This window comes from Caballeronia hypogeia (assembly GCF_001544875.2).
GTDB classification, from domain to species: Bacteria; Pseudomonadota; Gammaproteobacteria; order Burkholderiales; family Burkholderiaceae; genus Caballeronia; species Caballeronia hypogeia.
In genome coordinates, this window is the sequence record NZ_FCOA02000089.1 from 1 (window position 1) to 790 (window position 790).

General features: G+C 61.3%; 1 protein-coding gene. It reads right to left on the bottom strand.

The genetic code is table 11. From position 1 onward, the window contains the following. On the bottom strand, positions 1-790 hold a 790-nt coding region (locus AWB79_RS37960), incomplete at both ends, for a glycine betaine ABC transporter substrate-binding protein (protein ID WP_061172603.1).

Consider the following 790-nt stretch of genomic DNA (forward strand, 5'->3'; position numbering starts at 1 on the left):
TGCTGAAGCCATGCCTGAACCTTCTCCGGATGCGAGTCGACGAACTTCTTCGCCGCCGCGTTCCAGTCGTTGGTCGCGTTGCCATCGAGTTCGATGGATTCGACATCGGCCAGCGTCAGCTTGAAGTGGCGGATGAAGACATTGGCGCGCGGATATTTGCTCGCGAACTGCTTCGACGCGAAGCCATGAATTTCCTCCGCGCCGCCGAGCACGCCCTTCGGGTCCGCCAGATAGCGCATCTTGTACTTCTGCCACAGCCAGTGCGGACTCCACACCGTCGCGACGATCCAGTTCTTGGCCGGATAGGCGCGCGCGATCGCGGTGAGCATGCCGGCCTCGCTCGCGCGGATCAGGTTATAGCCCGCGAGATCGTATTCCTTCATCGCCTTCTCGGATGCGACCATTTCACCGGCGCCCGGTTCGATGCCCTGAATCGTGCCATTCAGCTTGCTCTTGACCTCGGGCTTGTTGAGATCGGCGATCGAAGATACTTCGCTTTCGGGCACGTAGTCCGGCACGGCCCAGCCGATCTTCGCGCCGGTATAGATGACACCGAGATCGTCCATGTCGTTCTTGTAGCGCGCGTAATAGGCCGCGTGCGTGACCGGCAGCCACGCGCCGAGCATCAGATCGACGTCGCCGCGAGCAAGGCCCTGGAACTGGATGCCCAGATCCGCGTTGATCAGCGTCACGGGTTGCTGCAATTTCGTTTCGAGCACGTATTTCGCGGTGTACACGACCGCTTGCGTGTCGGCCCAGTTGGCCAGCGTGATCTTGATCGGCTCGGCCG